Source organism: Photobacterium damselae, from assembly GCF_003026815.1.
Taxonomy (GTDB): Bacteria; Pseudomonadota; Gammaproteobacteria; order Enterobacterales; family Vibrionaceae; genus Photobacterium; species Photobacterium damselae.
In genome coordinates this window covers 22,824-28,823 of record NZ_PYOG01000036.1, presented here as the reverse complement: position 1 = coordinate 28,823, position 6,000 = coordinate 22,824, and the positions used below count along the sequence as shown (strand labels likewise).

The window sequence follows — 6,000 nt, the reverse complement described above, 5'->3', positions numbered from 1 at the left end:
AGCTAGTTGCTTCGGATGAACTTGTTGGTCGTGTTGCAGCGCACTCTGTTATCCCTTACCCACCAGGCATCCCAATGCTAATGGGTGGTGAAAACTTCGGTGACGAAAACAGCCCACAAATCCAGTATCTAAAAGCGCTAGAAGCTTGGGATGAAGAGTTCCCTGGTTTCGAACACGAAACTGAAGGTGCTGAGATCGAGAACGGTAAATACCACGTTCTATGTATCAAAAAAGATGCGCTTAAGTAATTATTTACACCGCACTTGCTAAATAAAACTTAACGTAATAAAGAGGCTAATGTGAAAACATTAGCCTCTTTTTTCTGTTATCTCTAAAGTGGAAATTGCAAAAAAAATATGTTATTCCCCAATTAATGTAATGAACTGGTATGAGTTATAAGTTGATTCTGAAAGCATTTTCCAATAATGACATAACTGCAACATGCTAAAAATGAGGCATAAAGAGGAGCCTCTACCCAGCCAAGATCCCAATGTACAAACATAGCGGTTCCACTCAAAAAACCAACAACTAAAGAGCTTAACGCCGCATAGATATTGCCTGGAAACCAATGAGCAAGTAGTGTAGGGGCGACTAATGCAGCCATTAAAGTCCCAGACCCCAAGATTGCTAGCATAGATAACATTAGCGGGGGAGTAAAAAGCATAATGACAAAGCCAAGTAGCCCTAATAGTAGAACCGATACTCGATTAAACATAAGTAGCTGTTTTTTATTTAATTTACATTGAGGCCATAGCGCTTGACGAAGATCGTGCGATACGGCTCCTGAAATTGCATGAAGAACCGAATTGGCGGTCGACTTCATGGCAAATAAAATAAACAAGGTGACAATTGCTGAAAGTGTCGGGGAGAGATAATGGGTTAAGAACATTGGCATCGCACTATCTGGATTATCCAGTTCGGGCATTTTTACTCGCATATATAAGCCAACCATAGGAACAAGACTTAATAGACAAGCCATTGGAGTAATATATGCAGCAACATGATGTAATTTTGTTGTTTTAGCAAAAGCCATAAAGCGAACAGACATATAAGGGAGTGTTGCACTGTAGATAAATGCGTAAGGCAACACCATCAAAACATGCCATTGGCTTTCACCATATGGGCCTGAATTATCAGGAGCAAGTAGTTGAGGATCGATTTGATTAAGTTGATCAATAAAGTCAGTAGGTGAAATATCGGCAAAAATAGTTACTACAACAATTAAAGCCGATGCGCACATCCCAATCACCATAAAGGTATCCGTAAAAGCAACAGCAGCAAGTCCACCAACAGATGTATATAAGATGATAACTCCAACCATCATAAGAGAAGCTGTGATTGCATCAATACCTAGCCATTGTCCTGCCAGTAATCCTAACGCTTTAATTTGGCCAACTAAAAAAACGAGTAGTAGAACAATCGTAATAATAGCGGCAAAGGCTTGAGTGACTCGCTTAATACTATCGGGCCCAGAATGGCTATGGGCTATGTATTCTGGAATAGTTAGCGTCCCCATAGTTTGTGCTTTGTGGTGCAGAAAACGTGCACAAAAAAGAACGGCTAGGACAATTGCTGGGGCAAAGAAAAAATTGCCAAGCAACTCTATTGCGCCATATTTATAGGCAACACCTGGGGAACCCATAAATCCCCAGCCAGAAAACGCGGTTGCAACAATTGTTGAGGCCCCAATAAAAGGACCTAAACAGTTTGAGGCAAGGAGAAAACCTCCCTCTCCATTGCCTTTATGCATCACTTTATTACTGTAGGTGGCTAACCCGACCATAATGGATATGGTTCCTAAGAGTAGCCACCAATTTAGGGAGGTATTCATAACGCCCCCTTAGATTAGATTGCTGGTGCACTTTTTGTTGTTTGACGTTTTTTCGCTATGCTGATCACAATCTCACCCATACCGCCACCGATAACAAGAATGCCACCAATAGCTTGAAGCGTTGTAAGGGATTCATTAAACATCATGATACCGATACCTGCACCAACAACGGTTTCCAGATAGGACACACAGGCCAGTTCAGCAGCTTTTAAATGTTTTGCTGCAATAGTTAATAATGATAGAGCGCCAAAACCAATAAAGAAGCCCATTGCTAATAACCAAACCCACGAACTGGCATTCATTTCAGCCAATGATGGTGGATTAATCATAAAGCAAACGCCAATGGCAATGGCACCAAATAGGAAGTTAAAGAAAGAGCGAGAGTCTGAGCTGACATCGGTACGATAGCGACTAAAGAATAGATATAAACCATAGCCAATACCAGAGGTTAGACCTAGCATATCACCTAGCATAGTCTCTTTTGAAAAGGATAAAGACATGGTAAATCCAGACTCTGGCGTATAGCCGATAACACCAATAATCAGTAAACAGCCCACGAAAACAGCACTTAAAAATCCAGCAGTTAAAGCAGAAATTTTTTCTTTTAAGAAGATTGCAGCCAAAATGGTTGAAACAACTGGACCTGTGTAAATTAGAAAGACCGCATTGGCAAGAGTTGTGTATTGGGTTGCAGAAACATAGGCGGCAAGGCAGAGTCCTAAACAAGCGCCACTGGCAATGACCGTAGGGGAGAGCTTAGTGGATTTTATCTGTAAGGTTTTTCCTTGATAATACATCAGAGCAAAAATACAAACCGCACCTACAACCATACGTGTAAATGCAATAACATCACCACTGGTATTAATATTGCGAGCAAAAAGACCAACGCACCCCATTAAGGTGGCTGAAATGATCATGGTTGAATAACCGAGTGTTTTTGGATTCATCGTAACTACTCCTTAGATGAATGCTTTGAAGAGGTGTCATCTAAGGCTCCTCCACCGGTATATTGCTGATAACCAAAGACCACTGAGACACCTAAACAGAGTATCAAGTTTGCAATCAAAAAGGCATCAATAGACCAATAACCTGTTAGCATTATCCAGTCCTTTGTGAACAGAAATCGAAGGGGTACTCTCCTATGTTTTTGTGTTGGTACAAATAACAAATGAAGAGTGGTTGAGAGTGATATTGGTCGAGAATTAGAGTGATAACTAGCGAAAACCTGCTATAAAATTATTCATTGCTGCTAAAGGGAGTAAGTTGTGATAACGATATTCTCAAGTAGTGACAAAATGTAAGATTTGATGGAAGTGACTGGGTTTGTGGACAAGGTTGGCAAGGTTATGAATTTTGTGCTTTAAAGTCGTTTGGGTATAAAGCTAAATAAATTTTATTTTGTTATTTCGTCGTCTTTAGAATCGATTTGAATGTTAGATGCCCAATTGGTTTTTATGGATAAAAAAGTGCTTTACAAGATAAAAATCTGGCAGTATTATTCGCAGCACTTACGGAGGGATGGCTGAGTGGTTGAAAGCACCGGTCTTGAAAACCGGCATACGTTTGTAGCGTATCTAGGGTTCAAATCCCTATCCCTCCGCCACTTATTCTTTAAGTTTGGTTTTCCGAGCTTAAGTAAAGAATTGGAGCGGTAGTTCAGTTGGTTAGAATACCGGCCTGTCACGCCGGGGGTCGCGGGTTCGAGTCCCGTCCGCTCCGCCACTACAACGAAGCCTCAGCAGAAATGTTGAGGCTTTTTTGTATCTCTTTTTGTTCAAAACAGCTTTCTGTTTAATGATTTCCTCTAGAAAACAATCTTTTGCTATGTAATAGCGTTGTTTAAACTTGATTGAAAAGCTCTGTGATAACTTTTTCTATTGTGCAATAACGAGCACCTAATACTCGATGTTTTTTCTTTACTAGGTATAAGGTTTCGCTAACTGTTTGTGGGGTCTGGATAACCGTCAGTTTATCTTTGCTTGTAAATTGATCTACAGCACTTTTCGGCAGAACCGTAAAGCCAACTCCCATTGCAATAGGCAGTAATATTTGGCTTAGTTGATTGATATAACTTGATACTGGCAAAGTACTTGTATCCATTTCTGCTAATTTTTTATCACCACATTGAGTGAAAAACATTGATAAGTAGAGTTGGGCATCTGGATGATCAATTAAACCTAAAGATAATAAATCATCAGGAGTAATTGTTGTGTGTGCTCTGTGGGGGACGATCAAATAAAGGTTTTCAAATCCAACCGTTTTAAAATCAAACAAGCCAGAATTCGGTTGTTGAGTAACGATTCCAAGTTCAATATCTCCGGAGGTTATTTCGTGCAAAATCTTATGATTTGGAGCAGCTTCAATGTGTATATTTAACTGTGGATGTTGAGATTGAACATGAAGTAGAGCTGGATACAAACTTAAAGCGAGAGAGCCTGAGCAGGCAATAGAACAAGTACCGCAGAAAGGGTCATCGGAACCCAGTTGATCGAGTAATGTTTGCTCATTTTTTTCAAGTTGTTGGCTGTACTGATAAACCAATCTTCCTTGTTCGGTAAGCTCAAAACTTTTTTTCTCTCTAATTATCAGCGGGTAGCCACAATACTCTTCAAGTTTTTTTATATGCTGACTAACACCAGGTTGAGTCATAAATAACTTTTGAGCTGTTTTTGTGAAGTGACCTGTATCAATAAGAGTTGTAAATGTTTTTAGCCAAATAGGATTGAGCATCATAACTTTCATCATCGTAAATCATAAAAGGTAGAATAAACGATAATTTTGTTTCGAGCGAATAAAAAGGGAGAAGGGGACCTACTCCTTCTCCAAATAAAATAGCAATATTATTATAATAAATAGGGTTATTGCACTTCGAGCATACCGCGATCAACGATAAAATCGATGATCTTATCGAGGCCTTTACCTTCTTTTAAGTTAGTAAATACGTACGGTTTTTCTGGTCGCATTCTCGCGGTATCGGCTTCCATAACTTCTAGCGATGCCCCAACGTAAGGTGCCAGATCGATTTTATTGATCACTAAAAGATCTGAGCGCGTAATACCTGGACCACCTTTACGTGGAATTTTTTCACCTTCGGCAACATCAATAACATAAATTGTAAGATCAGCTAGCTCTGGACTAAATGTTGCACTAAGGTTGTCGCCACCACTTTCAACGAATACGACATCTAAGTTTTTATGGCGCATAGCCAACTCTTCAACTGCCGCTAAGTTCATTGATGCATCTTCACGAATTGCGGTGTGAGGACAACCTCCGGTTTCGACACCAATAATACGATCAGCATCTAATGCTTCTGCTCGTGTTAGAATTTTTGCATCTTCTTGCGTATAAATGTCATTTGTAACGACCGCAATCTGGAAGCGATCTCGCAGTGCTTTACACAGAACTTCTAACAGCGCAGTTTTGCCTGAACCGACTGGGCCACCAACCCCTATTCTTAAGGGCTGTTTATAATTTTGCATCAGTTTGAATCCTTATGAACGGAATAATCGAGTGTATTGAGTTTCATGTCGGCAACTCGCAATAACTTGAGCTGGAGTAAAACTGCCAATGTTATTGTCGGGCCACGTTAAACTTTTCTCTAACGCTATTGGAATCATCTCTGCTAATTCAAAAATTAACTGTTGCCCAGCCGTCTGACCAAGGGGGACTAGTTTGACTCCAGCCATAACGGCGTTTTCAAGCCAGGCCCACAGATAACCTTTAGCCAGTTGATGATTAGGAATTTTCCAGTGAATACCCGCTAAGGAAAAAGCAGCGATTTGTGTCTGCTTTACCATTGCTAACTCTTCTTCTGATAGTTCAATTCCTAATTTAGGCAATAGTTGAGCAAAGGCATATCCACGTTGACGCTCTTCAGCTCTCAGTTCTTTTGTTTCTCGACTTGCAACAATTAATTGGCTCCACTCTTGGGCTTGTTGAGTTTTCCCTTTTGTAAGAGCATCAATCATTTTATAGAGTACGGGTAACTCAAGCGTTGCAATACTGTCGAGTAACTGCTGAGTTAACCACTGCTTGAGTGTCTGAGGATCGGATATCCAACCACACTCTATAGCCCATTCTAATCCTTGTGAATAAGTGAAAGATCCCACTGGTAGAGAAGGGCTGATGAGTTGATATAACCGCAGATCTGCCAACATAAAAAACTCACA

General features: G+C 40.3%; 7 protein-coding genes and 2 tRNA genes. 3 read left to right on the top strand and 6 right to left on the bottom strand.

The genetic code is table 11. The annotated features are described in order from the left end of the window. On the top strand, positions 1-248 hold a 248-nt coding region (locus CTN07_RS19915; RefSeq protein ID WP_501037824.1), incomplete at its 5' end, for an Orn/Lys/Arg family decarboxylase. Positions 249-370: 122 nt separating this feature from the next. Here the strand turns inward: CTN07_RS19915 and CTN07_RS19910 are convergent. Genes CTN07_RS19910 through CTN07_RS22855 form a run of 3 tightly spaced genes read right to left on the bottom strand, consistent with a single transcriptional unit; the run spans position 371 to position 2,930 of the window. After that, a complete protein-coding gene (locus CTN07_RS19910; RefSeq protein WP_036765372.1) occupies positions 371-1,831 on the bottom strand; it encodes a sodium:solute symporter family protein in 1,461 nt (486 codons plus the stop codon). 14 nt (positions 1,832-1,845) lie between these two features. Continuing rightward, entirely contained in the window at positions 1,846-2,778 is a 933-nt protein-coding gene (locus tag CTN07_RS19905) for a DMT family transporter (protein ID WP_005303982.1), read from the bottom strand. A gap of 5 nt (positions 2,779-2,783) precedes the next feature. Beyond that, entirely contained in the window at positions 2,784-2,930 is a 147-nt protein-coding gene (locus tag CTN07_RS22855; RefSeq protein WP_168443827.1) for a hypothetical protein, read from the bottom strand. A 413-nt stretch (positions 2,931-3,343) separates the two neighbouring features. Here CTN07_RS22855 and CTN07_RS19900 point away from each other — a divergent pair. Then, positions 3,344-3,434 (top strand) — tRNA-Ser (locus CTN07_RS19900). 42 nt (positions 3,435-3,476) lie between these two features. After that, positions 3,477-3,553, top strand: a tRNA-Asp gene (locus CTN07_RS19895). 117 nt (positions 3,554-3,670) lie between these two features. Here CTN07_RS19895 and CTN07_RS19890 read toward each other — a convergent pair. From CTN07_RS19890 to CTN07_RS19880, 3 genes are all read right to left on the bottom strand, one after another. Further along, the gene (locus tag CTN07_RS19890; RefSeq protein WP_036765927.1) at positions 3,671-4,561 is read right to left on the bottom strand and encodes a LysR family transcriptional regulator; all 891 of its coding nucleotides are present in this window, start codon (positions 4,559-4,561) and stop codon (positions 3,671-3,673) included. Between the two features lie 128 nt (positions 4,562-4,689). Then, the gene (gene ureG / locus CTN07_RS19885) at positions 4,690-5,310 is read right to left on the bottom strand and encodes an urease accessory protein UreG (RefSeq protein WP_005303986.1); all 621 of its coding nucleotides are present in this window, start codon (positions 5,308-5,310) and stop codon (positions 4,690-4,692) included. A gap of 12 nt (positions 5,311-5,322) precedes the next feature. After that, positions 5,323-5,988 (bottom strand): urease accessory protein UreF, encoded by a 666-nt coding sequence (locus tag CTN07_RS19880; protein WP_005303989.1) that lies wholly within the window; start codon positions 5,986-5,988, stop codon positions 5,323-5,325. Between the last annotated feature and the right edge of the window lie 12 nt (positions 5,989-6,000).